Origin of the sequence: Gordonia sp. NPDC057258, from assembly GCF_042668985.1 — a bacterium.
GTDB lineage: Bacteria > Actinomycetota > Actinomycetes > Mycobacteriales > Mycobacteriaceae > Gordonia > Gordonia hongkongensis.
Map to the genome: position 1 here is coordinate 26,082 of NZ_JBHUXZ010000017.1, position 18,292 is coordinate 44,373.

Consider the following 18,292-nt stretch of genomic DNA (forward strand, 5'->3'; position numbering starts at 1 on the left):
AAATAGGCGGGATGACTCAGGTGCGGCCGCGTTCGGGGTTCACCCGTTCGCACCGTTTCACCGCGTTGTGCCGCGCGGGCGCTGCGCCGGCGTTACCGTCGCACCACGGTCGTCGGAGGAGGTACATCCATGGGGCTCGCTCACTCGGACAGTCACTCGACGGAACCGCGCCTCGTCGAGACGCCGACCGGGCCGGTCGAATATGTCGACGTCGGGTCCGGGCCGCCGCTGGTGTTCGTGCACGGGTCCCCGGGTGGCTGCGACCAGGGGGTCCTGATGACGCGCTTCCTGGCCGGGGCGCATCGCGTCATCGCGGTCTCTCGACCGGGCTACCTGGGTACGCCCCTGGGCGGCGACACACGACGTCCGGCCGCGCAGGCGGAACTGGTCAGGGCGGTGCTGGACTCGGTGGGGATCGATCGTTTCGGGCTGATGTGCTGGTCCGGTGGCGGGCCCGTCGCCTACTCGTTGGCGGCTTCCGTACCCGAGCGGGTGTCCGCGATCGTCGCGGTCGCCGCGGTCAGCACCCGCTTCGATCCGCGGAGCAGCCTGCGTGGACGACTCGAACTGTCCGAGGAGAAGCTTCTCTTCAGTCGTTTCGGTCAGTGGCTGGCGACCACGGTCGCGTCGAAGGCGCCGTCCACGGCCATCTCGACACTCCTGTCCGGTGAGGGAGACCTGTCGCGTGTACAGATCAGGGCGCTCACCGCGGAGATCATCGCCGATGACGACCAGCGCACGCTGGCGATCGATCTGTTCGACACCGTGTCGGGGTCGCGAAAAGCTGGTTTCGACAATGACTTCGACCAATTTCGCGAACTCGACCTACCGCTCGCGGAGGTGACCGCACCCGTGCTGGCGATACACTCCCGAACCGACGCCGACGTCCCGTTCGATCAGAGTGTCCATGCCGCGCAGACGCTGCCCGATGCTCGCCTCGAAGCCGTCGACGAGGGAACGCACCTGTCGTTGTGGCTCGGCTCGGATGCTCCGAGGCTGCAGTCGCTGGTCGTCGAACATCTGTCCGGGGCGTCGCGCACATGACGCTCGACGCTCGAGGGTGCCGGATCACGAACTCACGTCGCGTGCGACATCGGTCCGCTGATGCGACTTCGATCGAGGTCGCGTAGACGGATTGATGTCGCATGCGACATCGATCTCAGGGTCGGCATAGTCGGCTGGGCTCCTGATCAGAACAGCGTCGGCGGGAGTGCGCCCTCGAACTCGAGCAGCCAGCGTTTGGTCGCCAGACCCTGACCGTCCGCGCCGCCCGAGTAGCCGCCGAGTCCGTCGCCGGCGACGACGCGATGACACGGGATGATCAACGGCAGGGGATTGATCCCCATGATCGTGCCGACGCTGCGCGCAGAGACCCGCGTGCCGCTCATCGCCGCGAGTTCGCCGTAGGTGACCGTGTCGCCGTGGGCGACCGTCCGGTGCAGCGTCGACAGGACCGCCCGGGCGGCGTCCGACATCCGATCGAGATCGACAGGCAGGTCGAACTCGGTCAGGTCACCGGCGAAATAGGCGCGGATCTGTCGAATCGCCTCTGCGAGAACGGGATCGATGGTCTCGTCATCAGTCGGTACGTCGGTGGTCACTCGCCAGGCCACGCGCACGACGGCCGATCCATTGCTGTCGACGGCCACGGTGCCGACCGGCGTCGGTACGAGAGCACGGCATGGTGTGGTCATCGGTGAGATCTCACGGTCGAGGTCAGGTCCGGCCACACAGTATCGGAGAGTCACGACACAGACGGCGCTGCGGGGAATACCCGGCCGAGCTGTGGTGTTCCGCCCACCATGAGTGCTAACGCAGAGTTGAGTCCTGAAGGCTGGGTCCGCGAGCAGACCGAGAAGATCCTGGAGCAGGGCACGACCGACGGTGTGACCGTGATGGACCGTCCGATCGTCCTGTTCACCACGACCGGCGCGAAGTCGGGCAAGAAGCGCTACGTCCCGCTGATGCGCGTGGAAGAGAACGGCAAGTACCTCATGGTCGCCTCGAAGGGCGGCGCGCCCGAGCATCCGGCGTGGTACCACAACGTGAAGGCGAACCCCCAGGTCACCGCGCAGGACGGTACCGAGGTGAAGGAATTGACCGCGCGCGAGCTGAGTGACGGCGAGGAGCGCGATCACTGGTGGGAGCTGGCCGTCGCCGCCTTCCCGCCCTACGCCGAGTACCAGACGAAGACCGATCGGCAGATCCCGGTGTTCGTCCTCGAGTGAGCGTCGCGCTGCATCGATAAAGCCCCCGACCGCGGTCGGGGGCTTTACGCTGTCTGAGGCAACCTGCCGGAGGGAGAGTCATGGGTGACGTGATCGACCTCAAGCAGGTCTCCACCGCGGGACTCGAGAGTTCACCGGTTGCGGAGGCGCTGGCGGGACTCCGGGCAAACGAGGCCCGGTACTACAAGACGAAGTACGGGCACGACTTCACCGTCGTCCCGGCGTCGGACGCGCCCGAAATCCTCGACCGGGTGACCGCGATCCTGGCCGACGAGCGCGACATCACCATCGCCTCGCCCGCGCTCGAGGTCAGCGACTTCGAGGTGGGCCCGGACGACGGAAGGCTGCACATGTCGTACGTGTTCTACGAGTCCGCCTCGCGGTGAACGTCATGTCCAGCATCGATCCCGGTGGGAAGCGTGCCGTCGGGTTCAAGCTCTCGGACGGCATGGACGTCCCGGCCGAGTTGGAGTCGAAGTTCAAGTTCGCGCGTCAGAAATCGAAACTCGCCGGCGTGATCCGCGGGTCGTACTTCGTCATCACAGGGGAGTACTGACCCCCGGGGTCACGAGAAGCGGATATTCAGTGTGGCGAGACCGAAGATCTTGCGGCCGCCCGACTTGGCCACCACGATCACGACGCCCGTCCGGGTCGCCGGATCGAGCGACTTGATCCGCCCGCTGTACTCGATCTCGCCGCCCTCGGCGCCGGACACGACAGCGGGCTGGGACAGGCGCACCGCGTAGCGGGTGACGGCACCCGGGTCGCCCGACCACGACGACACGAAAGCGGCCCCGAGCCCCATGGTCAGCATGCCGTGCGCGATGACATCAGGCAGGCCGGCCAGTTTTGCGCTCGTCTCGTCCCAATGGATGGGGTTCGCGTCGCCCGCGACACCGCCGTAGTTGACCAGATCGCCGCGCGACAACCCGATCGTGTGCAGAGGCAGTTCGTCGCCGACGTTCAGCTCGTCGAAGTTCCGTGCGCCCGAGGTGCGCCCGCTGTCGTCAGCGGTGCGGACGTCAGCGTCGGGACGGACCGTCCGCACGTATCGTTCCGCTGCCTCGTCGTGGCTGAAGATGTTGACGTCGTGCATCATCACCTTGCGGACCGCACTGCTCAACTCGGGGTCGACCTCGTCGGCGGTGACCCCGACGACCGTCGTGTGCATGGTGTGCACACGCTCGCCCAAGGCATCGGTCATGGTGTTGGTCACGGTGATCAGGTCTTTGCCCGCGATCCGACGGACACTCGTCAGCTCCACGTCCGTCGTCAGTTCGTCGCCGGCGACGATCGGGCGGTGCTGCTCGAAGACCTGCTCGGTCTGGACGTAGGTGTCGTAGCCGACGATGACCTTCTCGAACAGCTCCCGGTTCGCCGCCATCGCCGGGATGGAGGTGAAGGTGAGCGGCGCGACGAGACCGGAATAGCCAAGGGCGGCTGCGGCTTCGGGCTCCCAGTGGGCGCCGTGGTAGTCCTGGACCGCGCGTGCGTACTCACGCACCTTCTCGCGGCCGACCTGATACGAGCCGTCGAGCACGTAGTAGTGGCCGACGCGGGATCCGATCCCGGAGGGATCGTCGGTGGTCGTGGCGGTGGCCGTCGGGGTGTGCGTCACCCCGAACACGCTAACGGTGTGCGCATTCGAGTCCAACTCCGGAGTAACTCTCCGACACCGCGGTCAACGCCGGAGACCTTTCCCGTGGGCGTACTCGGCCGGGCGACCCGAGGTCTGCCAGTCGTGCCAGTTCTCCCGATGGCGGCACATCCACTTCTCGTGAAGTCGACGGAATCGAGGTGAGAGTCGACGGGTGGTTTCGACGACGATCACCACCGGTAGTCGGAGCACGATGACGAGCATCCCCGGAACCGGACTGGGCATCCGGTAGCGCAGCCGCGTCGTGGGCAGCATGTAGATGCTCGAGTACGCCGCGTACATCGCCGCGTTGTATGTGCCGCGCAACCGCTGCAAGCCGGTCGACCCGCTCTTCGCGAACGCGGCCGGGAACGACTCGATGAGCTCTGCGCCGTCGGCCCCGGCGTCGTAGGTGCGGGTGGACGTGACGAAGGCCAGCAATCGCAACGAGTCGGCGATCGTTTCCGGATACCACTGCGTGCGCACCCCGAGTAGGTGGCCGAGGTAGCGCTGATAGTGCAGCAGGACGCGGATCTCGCGGGGTGTCGTCTGTACTCCGGTCAGCCACAGCGCCATCGCGGGCACCACGCTGCCGCCCAGCAGGGTCAGTAGTTGGTAGGACTGACTGATCGGCTCGCCCCAGCGTTGGCGGTCCCATTCCGGGTGTTCGGCGACGGTGCGCCGGACCCACACGTGCATGATGCGTACCCGCATCGCCGTCGCACGACCCTGCGACCCCGGCGTGAGCAACGCGTCGGGTTGCGAGACGTCGATCCAGAAACGCGAGGTCTCCAGGAACCGGCGCAGAGCGTTGTCGCCCGCATAGCCCCCGGCCAGCGAGAGCGGTTTCGCGACCGCGGCCTCGGTGTACATCTCCAGGGTGATCCCCCGGCAACGCTGAACAGGCCGGTACCCCACCGGCGCCAGATGGCCTCGCCCTCCGCGATCAGCTCGGGGTCGACCCAGTCGGGCACCGTCTCGAATTCCTCGAACAGGTCGACCAGTGCCGGCGGGGGATCGTCGATGCTGTCCAGGCCGTCGGTGAGTGCCTGATCGAGCAGGGCCCGGGCCGCCTCACCGCCCAACGTGCCGTAGACCTCGTCGACGAAACGTTCGGCCACGGGGTCGGTGCGGAACATGTCCTCGGCGAAGGTGCGTAGGTTTTCCGGCTCCGGGAAGAGGTCTTTGCGGGTGAACTGCCGTACCAGCGCCCGCACGCCTCGCAGACGCTGGTTGGTCATCGCGGACTCATAGGCGACCGCCGCCGGAAAGGCAGGAGTATCGGGTGGCAGCGAGGTGGACACGGGGACTCCTGACGTGAGACGGATTCCTAGATGTGTATCACCCGCGGTGCTCTGCTGACCAGTCGGCAACGGCGTCTTGACTTCAAGTGAACTCGAAGTTGCACCGTGGTGGGAGATTCAACCAACCCGAGGAGGTATCGATGCGCCGCGTATTCGCCGACCTGTGGGAGACCAGCTCCGACAACCCGTTTCCGGGACTGACCACGCATGCCTACCTGTGGAGGTCGACTCGAAATGTCCTCTTCTACTCGGTTGCGTCGGATTCCGAGTTCGATGAGCTCTACCGCCTGGGCGGGATCGACGAGCAATATCTGTCGCATCAGGATGAGGCCGGGCCGCTGCTGGCCGCGATTAACGAACGATTCGGGACGACACTGCACGCTCCTGCCGCCGAAGCGGACCGGATCGGCCGCTACGCGCGGATCGGGGTGGGGCTCGCGGACCGGCACACGGACGGCAACGGGGTCGAGGCGATCCCGACACCCGGCCATTCCCCGGGTAGCACGAGCTACCTGGTGCACGGCGCCGACGGCGACCGCTACCTGTTCACCGGGGACACCCTCTATCGAAGCGAGTCGGGGCGGTGGACCGCCGGGTATCTCCCGGGCATCAGTGACCCCGTCCAGCTCGCGGGGAGCCTCGAACTGCTGGCCACTCTTGCCCCGGACGTCGTCATATCGAGCGCGTATGCGGGGGAGTCGGCCGTTCACCGTGTCGACACGTCCACCTGGACAGCCGGTGTCACCGAAGCGATTCTCGGCCTGCGGGTGGCTGCGGACCGAAACGCCTAGTCGAACAGCCGCCGGAAGAGATTGGTCTCGGCGAGGTCGACCAGTTCGTCGCCGCGTCCGGACAGTACGGTGCGGAGCGCGTAGAGCGTGAAGCCCTTGGCCTGGGCGGCGGTGATCGTCGGCGGGATGGACAGCTCCTGGCGAGCGGTGACGACATCGAGTAGCGCCGGACCGTCGTGGGCGAGGAACTCGTCGACCGCACCGGCCAGGTCGTCCGGCCGCTCGACGCGCCGACCGTGGATACCGAGCGACTCCGCCAGCGCGGCGAAGTCCGGATTCTCCAGATCGGTTCCGTAGTTGACGAATCCGGCCGCCTTCATCTCGACCTCGACGAAGTTCAGCGACGAGTTGTCGAAGACGACGATCTTCACCGGCAGGTTGTTCTGCGTGATGGTCAGCAGCTCGCCGAGCAGCATCGCGAGCCCGCCGTCGCCGGCGAGCGCAACGATCTGGCGGTCCGGGAAGGCGGTCTGTGCGCCGATCGCCTGGGACACGGCATTGGCCATCGAGCCGTGGGTGAACGAGCCGATCAGGCGACGGGCCCCGTTCATCTCGAGGTAGCGCGCCGCCCACACCACCGGTGAGCCGACGTCGGGGATGAACACCGCGTCGCGGTCGGCTTTCTCGCTGATCAGGCGAGTCAGGTACTGCGGGTGGATCGGTGCCCGGTTGCGGTCGTTGTCGGCGAGGTCGTCGAGGCGGCGCCGTGCCGTGGCGTAGTGGGCCAACGAGGTCGACAGGTGTTCGGAGTCGCGGCCGGTGGAGATCTTCGGCAGGAGCGCGCGGGCGGTGTCGCCGACATCGCCGACGAGTGGCAGGTCGACGGGGCAGCGTCGACCGATCTGCTCGCCACGGATGTCGACCTGGATGATGGTCGCCTTCGACGGATAGAACTGTTCATAGGGGAAGTCGGTGCCCAGCATGAGCAGTGTGTCGCACTTCTCGATCGCCCGGTATCCGGACGAGAAGCCGAGCAGCCCGGTCATTCCCACGTCGTAGGGGTTGTCGTACTCGATGAATTCCTTGCCCCGCAACGCGTGCACGACGGGGGCCTGCAGGGCACGGGCGAGCTCGACGACCTCGTCGTGAGACCCCTGCACCCCCGCCCCGGCGAGAATCGTCACGCGCTCGGAGGCGTTGAGAGTGTCTGCGGCGCGGTCGATCTCGGCATCGGTGGGCCGGGTGACGCGGGGGATACGGCGGATGGGGGCGCCGGCGCGCCGTTTCGGGCACGGCGCCAGGAAGGTCTCACCCGGGATGACGAGGACCGCGACGTCCTGTTTCTCGACCGCGGTGCGCAGGGCGATGTCGAGCAGGCGCGGCATCTGGTCGGGCGTGCCGACCATCTCGCAGAAGGCGCTGCATTCCCGGAACAGCTGCTCGGGGTGGGTCTCCTGGAAGTAGCCGGTGCCGATCTCCGTCGCCGGGATGTGCGCGGCGATCGCGAGGACCGGGACACGACTGCGGTGTGCGTCGAACAGTCCGTTGATCAGGTGCAGGTTGCCGGGCCCGCAACTTCCCACGCACACCGCGAGTTCACCGGTGAGCGCGGCTTCGGCGGACGCGGCGAACGCCGCCGACTCCTCGTGTCGCACATGTCGCCATGAGATGGTGTCGTTTCTCCGCAGGGCATCGGTGAAACCGTTGAGTGAATCACCGGGCAACCCGTGGACGTGCCGGACTCCGGCGCGCTCGAGTTGCTCGACGATCCTCTCCGCGACAGTGGGCGGCATGGCGATCCGTTCGGTCGGCGGCGGTGTGCCCCGACTATAGACGCGGCGCGCGCCGGTGTGACCTCCGGAGAATTCGACCCACCCTGATTCGTCGACATGTCTCCGCTGCCAGACGGTGTGAGAATCGATCGCATGCCACGACGCGGTGAACCCCTCCAGAAGCTCGGATTTCTGACGATCGGACGCTTCGACGGTGACGACCCGCGCCCCGGTCACCTCGAGACGCTCCGGATGATCGAGCTGGCCGAGCAACTCGGCTTCGACAGCGTGTGGGTGCGCAACCGGCACCTGCAGTACGGCATCTCCTCGCCGGTGGCCCTGCTGGCGGCCGCAGCGGTGCGCACCAGCCGGATCGAGCTCGGTACCGCGGTGATCCCGCTCGGTCTGGAGAATCCGCTGCGGCTGGCCGAAGACCTGGCGACGGTCGACATCCTCAGCGGGGGACGGCTCAACCCGGGGGTCTCCGTCGGTGTGCCGATGCGCTACGACGACTTCAAGACCGCGCTGTACCCCGAAACCCATGCGCTCGAGAACTTCTCGAAGGACCGGGTGGTGAGGCTCCTGGACAACCTGCGGGGCGAACCGGTCAGCGACTTCGAGGGGACCGTCGGGATAGAGACGTTCTCCCGACGGGTGCAACCGCATTCGCCGGGTCTCGCCGATCGGGTCTGGTACGGAGGTGGATCGAGCTCGGCGATCTGGGCGGGCCGACAGGGCATCAACTATCTGACCTCCTCGGTGGTCACCACCGAGGGCACGGAGTCGCGCGACTTCGCGACCATCCAGGCCGAACACATCGACGCCTACCGTGCCCATCACGTCGATCCCGACCGTGCGCGCGTGTCCCAAGGGCTCGTGGTGATCCCCACGGATTCCGCGACCGCGGACCAGATCCGCAAGTACCGGGCGTATGCCGACAGTCGGTTCGAGCGCACGCTCACCCCGCAGGGCCCGCGGGGCCTCCTGTTCTCGCCGGATCTCGTCGGACCGTCCGATGAACTCGCCGAGAGACTGTATGAGCACGCGGGATTCCAACGCGCCACCGAGGTGGCCTTCGCGTTGCCGTTTTCCTTCGACGAGCCGGACTACCTGCAGATCGTGGGTGATCTCGCCGGGCAGCTCGGACCGGTACTCGGATGGACGCCGGCCACCGGGACTCCGTAGCGAGAAACCCTGCTTCTAGCCATCTTTCGCTACGGGACGATGGTGGACTCGACCGGTTGACGCAGCAGGGTCCGAAGTTTCTCGGGAGCTACTCGGCGGAAGTCGCTGAAGTAGATCTCATGGTGACGGCCCGACATGCGTAAGCCGTTGTCGGGTATGAACCGATCGTGCATCTCGGCCAGCACCGGACCCTCGTCGTCGAAGGGCCCGTGGTGCAGCGTCTGAACACACGACCCCTCGTCCAACGACTCCGTGCGTAGATCGGCGAGACGCGGCGGCGGCTTCTTCGCGCCGGCCTCGAGAACAGCGGCGTCGAGCAGGGCGGCGTCGATCCAGTCGGGGATCATCAGCATGAGCGTCCAACTCCAACGGCCCTTGTCGCGGGCGCCGGTGAAGGTGCTCATGTCGTCGGCCCACCAGAGCCCCTCGAGTGGCGGGACGACGTAGTCACGGCCGAGTTCTCGGCTGCTCGCGAACTTCAGCTTGTACGCAACCGGATACAGCGTCTCGATCGACGCCGCGAACTGTGGTGTCGAGTTGGGATCGCCCGATCCGTCGATCATCAGGTAGCGCATGGCCGGAACGTCGAGAATGCGGAACTGGCCGCGCCGCGCCTTGTACGAGTCCAGCGTCTTCTTGAAGTCCACCTTCTCGGGCACGCCGTCGACACTATCCGGGAACGCGTCGCCGCTCATAGGTTCGGAGCGCGAGAAAGTATGCGGCCCCGCCGATGGCGAGACTCCAGGCGAGCGACGCGACAACGCTCGCGGTGGGGACCGGGGCGTCGGTGAGGGTTCCGCGCAGGACCTCGATGACGGGGGTGAAGGGCTGATACTCGGCGAACTGCCTCAACCCGGTAGGTAGGGATTCGGCCGGTACGAAACCCGTGCTGAGGAACGGCAGGATCGTGAGGAACATCGGTGTGTTGCTGGCGGTCTCGACGCTCTTGGCCGCCAGCCCGAGGTAGACCGACAGCCAGATCAGCGCGACGGAGAACACGAAAGTCACGCCGAGCGCGCCCAGCCAGTTGAGCGGACCGGCCGACGGCCGGAATCCGATCGCGACGGCGACGGCCAGCACCACGACGATGCTGAACAGCGCCTGCAGGAGGCTGGCGAGCACGTGGCCGGTGAGCACTGCGGAGCGGGCGATGTCCATGGTGCGGAAGCGGTTGATGATCCCCGAGGTCATGTCCATGGCAACGACGATGGCGGTGCCCTGGACCGCCGACGCTACGGTGACCAGCACGATTCCGGGCACCACATAGTCGAGGTAGGCGGCGCGCCCGCTGTCGCCGGACTGCGTGGTCATCCCGGCGCCGAGCTGACCCCCGAACACGAAGACGAACAGCAGCAGGAAGACCACCGGGATGCCGACCAGCATCACGGTGAGCACGGGGAACTTGATGAGCCGCCGAACGTTGCGGCGGACCATGACCCGCGAATCCGACACCGTGTGTGCCAGGGTCGTCATGAGGCTGCTCCGGACGGATCGGGGTCGCTGGCGGCGGGTTCGGCGATCTCGGCATCGGCGGCGGAAGCGGGATTGCCGGTGAGCGCGAAGAACACATCGTCGAGGGTCGGGGCATGGACACCGACGTCGGTGACCGTGACGCCGGCGGCCTCCAGATGGTTCAAGGTGGTCCGGACAGTGGTGACGGTGTCGTCGGTCGCGATGTCGAGGCGTCGTGCTTCGGGAACCGGACGCGCATCCGGCAGAAGCGAGGCCGCCTTGTCGAAGGAGTCGCGGTGGGCGAAGGTCAGGCGCACCTCGGAGTCGTGCACCCGGCTCTTCAATTCGGCGGCGGTGCCCTCGGCCACGATGTGGCCGTGGTCCAGGACGGCGATGCGGTCGGCGAGCTGGTCGGCCTCCTCGAGGTACTGCGTGGTGAGGAAGATCGTGACGCCTTCGGCGGCGAGCCGGGAGATGGTCTCCCACAGCATCCGTCGACTCCTGGGGTCGAGACCCGTGGTCGGTTCGTCGAGGAAGATCACTCGCGGAATGGACACCAGAGTCATGGCGAGATCGAGGCGCCGACGCATGCCGCCGGAGTAGGTCGACACCGCGCGGTCGGCGGCCGCGACCAGATCGAACTGCTCGATCAACTCCTGGGCGCGGGCCTGTCCGTTGCGTCGGCCCAGGCGTCGTAGGTCGGCCATGAGCACCAGATTGTCCCGCCCGCTGAACAACTCGTCGACCGCGACCGACTGGCCGGTGACACCGATCATCGCGCGCACCGCACGCGTCTGCGCGACCGTGTCGTATCCGCCGATCGTCACCGTCCCCGAGTCGGCGGGGAACAGGGTCGACGCGATGCCGACGGTCGTGGTCTTCCCGGAACCGTTCGGCCCCAGCAGCGCGGTCACGCTGCCGGCGGGTATCTCGAGATCGATGCCGTCGAGAACGCGATGTCCGCCATAGCTTTTCGTCAACCCGCGGATCTCGATGTCGGCGCCGGTGGTCAACCGATCGGGTCCGTCCGGCGGGCCGGTGCGCTCATCGGTCCTGCGCGTCGAGCCGGGCCGCGACCTCGGCGGGGAATCCGCCGGTGGCCACCGGACCCCACCTCGTCGGCGTGATGCGGATCAGCGACTTGCCCTGTGTTCGCATCGCTGCTCGGTACTCGTCCCAATCGGGGTGCTCACCGGAGATGCTGCGGAAGTAGTCGACGAGCGCGTCCTCGGCCTCGGGCATGTCGAGGTCCTCGGCATCACCGTCGACCTGGACCCAGGCGCCGTTGAAGTCGTCGGAGAGCACCACGACACTGGCCACCGGCGTGTGCCGGAGGTTCGCCGCCTTCGCCCGGCCGGGATAGGTCGAGATGACGATGCGGCCCTGCTCGTCGACCCCACCGGTGACCGGCGACATCTGCGGGCTGCCGTTGGAACGGACGGTATTGAGGATCATGTGGTGGCGCGGCCGGATGAACTCCAGCAGTTCGGCACGGTCGACACCATCGGCTTTCGCGACTGTTCTGGCCATGCGCCGACCTTACGCCGGGACCGGGGTCTCAGGGCAGCGCGGCGATGAGGCCGGCCTGGACGGCGCTGACGGGGGTCGTCGACTTGCCGTCGACCGTCATCGCGTCGTCGGTGTTGATCACGATGATGATCGTCGTGTCCGAATCGTAGTTGTGGAACAACGAGGTGTTGTAGCCGGGGAAGTCACCGTCGTGACCCCACCATCCGTCGCGGTTGCCGATACCGATGCCGTATCCGGAGGTGGCGGTGTTCGGCGGCGGCGAGGTGAGAATCGAATCCCGGCGCAGTTGCTGGGTCGGCGGATTCAGGACGCCCTGCCCGGTGAACAGGGCCTCACCCCAGGTCTGGAGGTCGTCGACGGTCGAGATGACGGCACCGGCGGTGGACGCGAAGGACGGATTCCAGCGCGTCGAGTCGACCGTCTGCCCGTCGGGCTGACCCTGATCGGTGAGGCCGTCGAGATGTGGATCGGGGATCTCGACCGACCCGCCGGGCCACGAGGACTCGTCCATGCCCAAGGGGGTGAAGATCCGGTCGGCGAACACCTCGCCGATGGGTTTCGCCAGCACCTTCTCGATGACCAGGCCCAGCAGGACGTAATTCGTGTTGGAGTACTCCCAGCCCTGCCCCGGCGGAAAGCTCGGTGGCAGCGCCTTCGCGGTGTCCACCAGTTCGGTGGGCGTCCAGACGGATTCGGGGTCGGCGAAGAACTTCCGGTCGAAGGACTCGGACGCGGTGTACGACGGGATGCCGCTGGTCATGTCGGCGACCTGGCGCAGCGTCGCGCTGCCGTTGGGGGCGTCCGGGACGAACCTGTCGATGCGGTCGTCGAGCGAGACGCGGCCCTCTTGGACAAGCTGCAGCAGCAGGGTGGCGGTCATCGTCTTGGTGAGCGAGCCGATGCGGGTGTGATCGGCCGTCTGGATGGGATCGTCCCCGCCGGCCGCCCGGACCCCGGATGTCCCCGTCCAGGTTCCGGCCGGTGAGATGACCCGGGCGATGACGCCGGGGAGATTCCCGGCGGCCCGGGTGTCGTCGATCGCCTTCTGGAACGCCGCCGCGTGTCGGCCGGCACCGAGGTCGTCTGACCCGAGCCGGGCGCTGCACTCGACGATCCCGCACCGGATGCCGTCTCCGAGGGTGAGCATGCGGCGAGGCCGAGTACGGCCGCTGCACCGATCGTCACCATGCGGAGGAGGGCCGTGGCGCGCACGGGGTTTCGGCTCATGTGGTCACTCTAACGGCAGGTCGGCGCACCGAGGCGAATTGGCGCAAATGGGACAACGTCCGGGGCGGGTGTGTCAGATGCGGTGCGCCAGCGCCGGCGAGACCGGGTAGATGTCGACGGCCGTGGCGAGCTTCGCGGCGACGGCCCGCTCCCGCGCCGCCGGGTCGAAACCCCGCCCGTGCGGCCGCTCCGGGACGGACGTACCGGAATCCACCACGGTCCAGTCCGAGCCGGCCTCGACCAGTGATCGATGTTTGGTGGTGTAGTAACCCGGCATCGCCACCACCGCGATCCCGGGATCGCCGGCGGCCGCGGCCATCAGATGCGGGTGGAACCGGGTGCTGATCCAGGTGCTGCCGTGTCCGGCGGGCAGCCCGTCGTTCCAGACGTCGCGGAAGGTGAGCACGGTGGCTCCGGCCAGACGCGCGCCGAGCCGGTAGGGAACCTCGTTGTCGTGCCCCGGAATTCCCTCGACGACGGTGACCGCCGAACCGGGCACGTCCCAGGCGTCGAGCGTCGCCCGCACGAAGTCGGCCAGGGCTTCGACGCCGGTCGCCCGCGGTCCGGTGAACCGCTCGGTGAGATCGGACTGCAGGCACAGGACGACGCCGTTCTCGACCGGTGCATCCATCTCGCGGTACAGCGGAGGTCGCGGTCGGTGCAGGGCCAGCCACGCGTCGTCGCCGGAATGCCGTGCGCCGACGACGCCGTCGAGCACGTCGTACGACGCGGTGTCGCGCACGTCCACGACGTCGAATGCGGCGAACGCCTCGGTCAACGCCGCCCACGCGGCGCCCTGCAGCGCGGGAACGAGTCCCTGACCCGTCGCGGCGAGGCGCGCCCCGGAGCGCCGGGCCACCGCAGCAGCTGCGACGAACAACGAGACATGGTGTGGCCACACGGTATTGAGGTAGCCGCCGCCCAGGAGGTGGATGGTGGTCGCCGACTCCAGGAGGTCGATCCCGGCGGTCAGTCGCGGCGCCAGACCGGAGTCGAGGGCGGCGGCGCCGACCCACTCCCAGGGCGCCGGTTCTTCGACCTCCGCGGCGTAAGTGGTCAGTTGCCACAGGGTGTCGACGACGAGCATGTTCGGGTGGGCATCGCGCAGCAGCGTCGTCGCCGTGCCCGGGCTGTGGCAGTCCAGCACGATCGTGGCATTCGGACGCACCCGGGTCAGGTGCCGCAACCAGGTTCTCGCGATCAGTTCGTCGCCGTAGTTCGGGTGGCCGGCCGGCGCCACCAGGTAGATCACCTCGCCGGCACCCATCGCGCGGCCGAGGCGCGACTCGGCGGAGCGCTGCCGGACCGAGGTGCCGATGCGGTCGGCGAGCACGCCCGCGGCCCGGAACAGGGGGCGGTTGGGTGCCGGTCTGCTGGTCACGATCCCCAAGGTTACGGCGTGCGCGGCCGGTGGCCCCGGTCGGACAGAGATCGAGAGACATGGCCGCGCGCCGGTTCGAGGTGCCGCCGCTACCCGAAGGTGCCCTCGAGATGACGCAGCGCGGCCTTGCCGTCGGTGGTCGGCCCGCGGTACCCGACATACCCGTCGGGCCGGATGACGAACACCGTCGAACCGTCGGGGCGGTAGCCGTCGGCGAAGCGGCCGTCGGTGTCCCGGAGCAGCGGTAGTTCGGTGCTGCCGACCTGCGCGGTCGGCGCGGCGATCACATGAATGTCGATGTGGCCGTGCGCTTTCGCCGACATCTCGTCGGCGAGTGATTCGAGCACCGCGACCTCGTCGGCGCCGGCGGTGGGGTCGGCGTACAGGACGAGCGAATGGTCGACGCCGCCGATCACGTCGAACAGTCGCAGCGGGAAATTGACGGAATCGCGGCTTAGGCCGGCGGCATCCGGTGCGCGTTCACCGGCACGTGGCGCGGCCGGCGCCGTGGGTACCGCCGACCCGGCGACGAGCGGACTGTCGGCGTAGGAGATCAGCAATTGGCCCTCGCGCCGCATGATGAAGTCCAAGTCGTTGGAATCGGTGCCGATGCCTTCGCGGGCGTCCCGGACCGTGCGTCCCACGACCTCCTCGCCGACGGGCCGACGTTCGAGGTCGTAGCTGTCGAGCAGCCCGTCGGAGCCGACACCCGCGACGGCGAGGGCGAGCTTCCAGGCGAGGTTGTGTGCATCCTGCACGCCGGTGTTCATCCCCTGCGCACCCGTGGGCGGGTGGATGTGGGCGGCGTCGCCGGCGACGAACACGCGTCCACGACCGTAGGAATCGACGATGCGGTGACTGATCCGGAACACCGAGGACCAGCGCAGGTTCGACACCGTCGCGGGTTCCGGTGCGAGGCGGTCGACCACGGCCTGGATGTGGGACAGTTCCGGCGCCCGGGTTCCCTCGAAACCGTGCGCCACACCGTCTCCGCCGGTGGTCGGTGCGACCGCGAGTTCGTCGGGGACGAGCATCGACATCCGGTAGCGGCCGCGGCCGGGAAGGGGGATGCACACCAGTTGGTCGTCGGTCGTGCCGTCCGCGGTCTGGTGCATCGAGCGGATCGCGTACCCCTGGGGCATCGACCAGTCCGCCACGACGTCGCCGAGCATGTACTGCTCGGTGAAGGCGGCCCCTTCGAAGGACAGTCCGAGTCCCTTGCGCACCACGCTGTGGGCGCCGTCCGCGCCGAGCAGATAGCCCGCACGGATGGTGGTGTCCCCGTCCGGACCCGTCAGGGTCACGGTCACCCCGTCCGCGTCCTGGTCGAACGCGGACACGGCGGTGCCCCGGTCGATCTCGGTACCCAGATCGGTCAGGCGCTCACGGAGGATGCGCTCGGTCGCGTACTGGGGGAGCAGGTGGAATCGGTAAGGCACGTCGGGTGGCGTCGACAGATCGACCCGCGAGACCTGACTTCCGTTGACGTAGACGAGTTGTCCGCGCATCTCGAGCCCGGCGTCGAGCACCTGTCCCACGACGCCCATGCTCTCGAAGACCTCGAGCGTCCGCGGTTGGATGCCGACCGCCTTGGCGTACTGCGGGGGTTCGAGGAGCGGATCGACGATCCGCACGCGAACTCCGCGCCTGCGCAGCTCGATGGCGGCGGTCAAGCCGATGGGGCCGGCGCCGGCGATCAGGACATCGACTTCGGTCATGGAATCCTCCCGTTGTCGGCAGTCGCCGACACTCTGAGGATTATCGGGCGGGTGCCATCCCACCGCCACCAGAACGGAGAAATCGGACGTCAAGACGACGCTCGATTCCGGCCCCGGTCATCTCGGGATGGCGGCGGGGCCGATCGTCTGGGCGCCGAGTTGCGCGACTCTGGCCCGCAATTCACGGTCGGCGGTGACCACGATGCGCTCGCGACGAGGATCCGAATCCGCGACGACGCCGACGATCGTGTCGTCCCCCGAACCCGGCGCGTCGACGATTCGGACCTGTTCGCTCGCCACGACACCGCGGGCCCGACCCTCGACGACCAGCACCACCTCGAGTGGCCCCGGCAGTCCTTCGAGTCCGCCGACGGCGACGGACTCGAGACGCGTCCGCAACCGTTCGGTGGCTCCGCGGCGATCGCGCCACCACCCGTCGGGCACCGAACCCACGACGTTGGCGGCGTCCACGACGAGCAGGGGCCGGTCGTTTGGGGTGCGATCGTGCCGGGGTCCGGACGGTTCAGACATGCCGACCATCAGTCCACATCCGGCCACCCGGGGCAAGTGCGCTGTCCGATCGGCCGATCACAGGTCGCCGTGACAGAAGCGATTCGCCGGGTCGAGGGCGGCCTTGATCTCGTCGAGCCGGCGACGGTTGTCCGCGCTGAACGCGTCCGCGGCCCGGGCGACGCGTTCGGAGCCCGAGGTGAAGTTGAGGTAGGCGGCGCCGGTCACGTAGGGCTCGAGCTCGGCGCGGGTCACCCGCAACGTCGACTCGACGGCCAATGCGACGTGCGGATCAGCCACCGCCGCAACGAGTTCGAGTAGGAACCGGCCCTGTCGCGCCCGATCGTTGGGCGCGTTGTCCGCGCTGCGAGCGATCGCTCCACCGGCGTGGCGGATCTCGCCGCACACGATGAGCGGCGCCGACGCCGGGGCCGGCCGGACCCGCGCGGCGACGATGTCGACGGCCTCGTCGGGGAGATCGTCGAACCATTCGGTGGTGACCATCACCGGCATCGGCTCGGTCGGGTCCATGCTGACGGCGTCGATCGCCGCGAACGGCAGCGCACCCCACATGTCGACGACCGGCGTCCGCCACTCGCGCCATTCGTCGACGACCGCGCGACCGGCGTCGAGATCCCCGGACCAGCAGCCGCGCACGACGGCGAAGCTCCGGCCGCGGAGCGGCGCCGGGACGTCGTCCGTGGGCGGGAGGTTGAGAATCGCGACGGCCGACGTCAGCTCCTCGGACTGGGCGGGCGCCCAGTCGCGGAACCGGCGGATGATCTCCTCGGCGTCGGCGGCCGGATAGAAGAGATTGCCGGCGTACACGGTCGACACCTCGACGAGCGCGATCTCCATGGACGTCACGACACCGAGACCGCCGGCGCCGGCGCCGCGCAACGCCCAGAAGAGGTGCGGGAAACTGGTATCGGTGACCCGGATCGGTGTCCCGTCCGGAGTCACCAGGTCGAACGAGAGCACGCGGTCCGACGAGAGGCCGTGGCGTCGACCGAGCCAGCCGAAACCGCCCCCGAGCGTGTAACCGACCGCCCCGACCCCGCCGGCCGAGCCCATCAGTGGCGCGAGACCGTACGGCGCCGCCGCGTCGACGACCGTTCGCCATGGGGCGCCGGCGCCGACCCGGGCGGTCCGGGTGACGGGGTCGACGCTCACCGACGAGAGCCGGGAGGTGTTGATCAGCAGTCCGCCGTCGGCCGGTCTCCCCGTGCCGTGACCGGTCGCCTGGACGGCGACGCGTAGATCTTCCTCGACGGCGAAGCGGACCGCCTCGACCACGTCGAAATGATTGTCGGGCGCGGCGATCACGGCCGGGCGGTGCACGTCGAGCCGGTTGAAGCCGGATCGCGCGTCGAGGTAGCCGGCATCGCCGGGGCCGAAGACGTCGCCTGCGATCCGGTCGCGTAGTTGCGCGAGGACCGAGGTACGGGTCCGGACGGTGAGGCGCTCGGCGTGCTCGGGCAGGGAGGAGGCGGGTGTTGCGGGCATCGGCAGGTCCTCGGTCGCGGCCGGTACGATCCGGCGGAATTCGTCGGGCTCCGGACGACGCCGGAGTCCTGACCAGGGTCGCCGACGGCGCTTGAAGGCGACTTGAGGCGGA

Annotated in this window: 16 protein-coding genes and 2 pseudogenes; 5 read left to right on the forward strand and 13 right to left on the reverse strand. The window is 68.2% G+C overall.

The annotated features are described in order from the left end of the window. Nucleotides 1–129 precede the first annotated feature (129 nt). Nucleotides 130–1,044: an alpha/beta fold hydrolase gene (locus ACFUEJ_RS13925; protein WP_159370957.1), complete on the forward strand. Its 915-nt coding sequence runs from the start codon at nucleotides 130–132 to the stop codon at nucleotides 1,042–1,044. 146 nt (nucleotides 1,045–1,190) lie between these two features. Here ACFUEJ_RS13925 and ACFUEJ_RS13930 read toward each other — a convergent pair whose 3' ends face one another. Next, nucleotides 1,191–1,694, reverse strand: coding sequence for a methylated-DNA--[protein]-cysteine S-methyltransferase (locus ACFUEJ_RS13930; RefSeq protein WP_338855335.1), 504 nt, complete (start codon nucleotides 1,692–1,694; stop codon nucleotides 1,191–1,193). 108 nt (nucleotides 1,695–1,802) lie between these two features. Here ACFUEJ_RS13930 and ACFUEJ_RS13935 point away from each other — a divergent pair, with 108 nt between their 5' ends. After that, nucleotides 1,803–2,228, forward strand: a complete 426-nt coding sequence (locus ACFUEJ_RS13935; protein WP_086536526.1) for a nitroreductase family deazaflavin-dependent oxidoreductase — start codon at nucleotides 1,803–1,805, stop codon at nucleotides 2,226–2,228. 80 nt (nucleotides 2,229–2,308) lie between these two features. Continuing rightward, nucleotides 2,309–2,784: pseudogene (locus ACFUEJ_RS13940) on the forward strand (phage tail protein). A 9-nt stretch (nucleotides 2,785–2,793) separates the two neighbouring features. On the opposite strand, the gene ACFUEJ_RS13945 reads toward ACFUEJ_RS13940, so the two are convergent. Together ACFUEJ_RS13945 and ACFUEJ_RS13950 are read right to left on the reverse strand one after the other, a co-directional pair. Continuing rightward, nucleotides 2,794–3,846 (reverse strand): fused (3R)-hydroxyacyl-ACP dehydratase subunits HadA/HadB, encoded by a 1,053-nt coding sequence (locus tag ACFUEJ_RS13945; protein WP_068972187.1) that lies wholly within the window; start codon nucleotides 3,844–3,846, stop codon nucleotides 2,794–2,796. A 63-nt stretch (nucleotides 3,847–3,909) separates the two neighbouring features. After that, nucleotides 3,910–5,168 (reverse strand): annotated as a pseudogene (locus tag ACFUEJ_RS13950) (oxygenase MpaB family protein). Nucleotides 5,169–5,308: 140 nt separating this feature from the next. On the opposite strand from ACFUEJ_RS13950, the gene ACFUEJ_RS13955 reads away from it, so the two are divergent. Continuing rightward, the gene (locus tag ACFUEJ_RS13955; protein ID WP_068972188.1) at nucleotides 5,309–5,959 is read left to right on the forward strand and encodes an MBL fold metallo-hydrolase; all 651 of its coding nucleotides are present in this window, start codon (nucleotides 5,309–5,311) and stop codon (nucleotides 5,957–5,959) included. Here ACFUEJ_RS13955 and poxB read toward each other — a convergent pair. After that, the gene (gene poxB / locus ACFUEJ_RS13960; protein WP_388030001.1) at nucleotides 5,956–7,692 is read right to left on the reverse strand and encodes a ubiquinone-dependent pyruvate dehydrogenase; all 1,737 of its coding nucleotides are present in this window, start codon (nucleotides 7,690–7,692) and stop codon (nucleotides 5,956–5,958) included. The genes ACFUEJ_RS13955 and poxB overlap by 4 nt on opposite strands. 132 nt (nucleotides 7,693–7,824) lie before the next feature. On the opposite strand from poxB, the gene ACFUEJ_RS13965 reads away from it, so the two are divergent. Then, nucleotides 7,825–8,856, forward strand: a complete 1,032-nt coding sequence (locus ACFUEJ_RS13965; RefSeq protein WP_388030004.1) for an LLM class flavin-dependent oxidoreductase — start codon at nucleotides 7,825–7,827, stop codon at nucleotides 8,854–8,856. A 29-nt stretch (nucleotides 8,857–8,885) separates the two neighbouring features. Here the strand turns inward: ACFUEJ_RS13965 and ACFUEJ_RS13970 are convergent, their stop codons facing one another. The 9 genes from ACFUEJ_RS13970 to ACFUEJ_RS14010 all read right to left on the reverse strand — a co-directional run bounded on the left by ACFUEJ_RS13970 (nucleotide 8,886) and on the right by ACFUEJ_RS14010 (nucleotide 18,180). Further along, nucleotides 8,886–9,515: a GyrI-like domain-containing protein gene (locus ACFUEJ_RS13970; protein WP_388030007.1), complete on the reverse strand. Its 630-nt coding sequence runs from the start codon at nucleotides 9,513–9,515 to the stop codon at nucleotides 8,886–8,888. Between the two features lie 10 nt (nucleotides 9,516–9,525). Next, complete coding sequence (locus ACFUEJ_RS13975) at nucleotides 9,526–10,329, reverse strand: ABC transporter permease (RefSeq protein ID WP_388030009.1); 804 nt, start codon at nucleotides 10,327–10,329, stop codon at nucleotides 9,526–9,528. After that, nucleotides 10,326–11,321, reverse strand: coding sequence for an ATP-binding cassette domain-containing protein (locus ACFUEJ_RS13980; RefSeq protein WP_388030012.1), 996 nt, complete (start codon nucleotides 11,319–11,321; stop codon nucleotides 10,326–10,328). The genes ACFUEJ_RS13975 and ACFUEJ_RS13980 overlap by 4 nt, the downstream gene beginning before the upstream one ends. Nucleotides 11,322–11,352: 31 nt before the next feature. Beyond that, nucleotides 11,353–11,838, reverse strand: a complete 486-nt coding sequence (locus tag ACFUEJ_RS13985) for a PPOX class F420-dependent oxidoreductase (protein WP_388030015.1) — start codon at nucleotides 11,836–11,838, stop codon at nucleotides 11,353–11,355. A gap of 28 nt (nucleotides 11,839–11,866) precedes the next feature. After that, entirely contained in the window at nucleotides 11,867–12,985 is a 1,119-nt protein-coding gene (locus ACFUEJ_RS13990) for a serine hydrolase domain-containing protein (RefSeq protein WP_388030018.1), read from the reverse strand. Between the two features lie 153 nt (nucleotides 12,986–13,138). Continuing rightward, complete coding sequence (locus ACFUEJ_RS13995) at nucleotides 13,139–14,446, reverse strand: polysaccharide pyruvyl transferase family protein (RefSeq protein ID WP_388030020.1); 1,308 nt, start codon at nucleotides 14,444–14,446, stop codon at nucleotides 13,139–13,141. An 89-nt stretch (nucleotides 14,447–14,535) separates the two neighbouring features. Continuing rightward, nucleotides 14,536–16,164, reverse strand: coding sequence for an FAD-dependent monooxygenase (locus tag ACFUEJ_RS14000; protein ID WP_388030022.1), 1,629 nt, complete (start codon nucleotides 16,162–16,164; stop codon nucleotides 14,536–14,538). 117 nt (nucleotides 16,165–16,281) lie between these two features. Next, nucleotides 16,282–16,695: a hypothetical protein gene (locus ACFUEJ_RS14005; protein WP_226513445.1), complete on the reverse strand. Its 414-nt coding sequence runs from the start codon at nucleotides 16,693–16,695 to the stop codon at nucleotides 16,282–16,284. A gap of 57 nt (nucleotides 16,696–16,752) precedes the next feature. Next, nucleotides 16,753–18,180, reverse strand: coding sequence for an FAD-binding oxidoreductase (locus tag ACFUEJ_RS14010; RefSeq protein ID WP_388030025.1), 1,428 nt, complete (start codon nucleotides 18,178–18,180; stop codon nucleotides 16,753–16,755). Between the last annotated feature and the right edge of the window lie 112 nt (nucleotides 18,181–18,292).